Origin of the sequence: Slackia isoflavoniconvertens, from assembly GCF_003725955.1 — a bacterium.
GTDB classification, from domain to species: Bacteria; Actinomycetota; Coriobacteriia; order Coriobacteriales; family Eggerthellaceae; genus Slackia; species Slackia isoflavoniconvertens.
The window spans coordinates 1-633 of the sequence record NZ_QIBZ01000045.1; the positions used below are offsets into that span (position 1 = coordinate 1).

A 633-nucleotide genomic window follows, 5' to 3' on the forward strand; every position below is an offset into this window, starting at 1 on the left:
CGACAGCCCTGTTCGGCTGCGCGTCGGGAGAAAGCGAGCCCGCTTCTGAGGCGGAGCCGCAGGCTGCCGCACAGCCCGTTGCCACCGAGCAGACGGTGACCGATGATGCGGGCCGCACGGTGACGCTGCCCGCTGCCGAGCAGCTCGAGAAGATCTATTACACGAGCCCCGCAGGCCAAATCTTCTGCTTCACGCTGGCGCCCGAGTTGTGCGCCGGCACTACGATGGACTTCACCGAACAGGAGCTCGCCAACCTGCCCGCCGATATCGTCGACCTGCCGAATCTGGGCCCCCTGGCCGGCGGCAAGGACCTCAATCCCGAGGCTATTATGGCTGCGGGCATTCAGGTGGTCTTTTCGGTGACTACGGTCGAGCCGGGTGAGAAAGACGCCACCAATGCCGATGACCTGCAGAACCAGACGGGCATCCCCGTGGTCGTGATCGACGGTTCTTTCGACAAGACCGCCCATTGCTACGAGGTGCTGGGCCGGATCCTGGGCAAGCAGGACGAGGCTAAGAAGATGGCCGACTACTGCACCAAGGTTGCCGCCGACGTGGCTGCCGCCGTCGCCACCGTTCCCGAAGACCAGCGCGTCAGCGTGTACTACGCCGAGGGTCCCGAAGGCCTGCAGA

At 64.9% G+C, this 633-nt stretch carries 1 protein-coding gene; it reads left to right on the forward strand.

Going from position 1 to position 633, the window contains the following annotated elements:
- A partial coding sequence (locus tag DMP05_RS09895) for a TroA family protein (protein WP_483259531.1) occupies positions 1–633 on the forward strand: 633 nt, incomplete at both ends.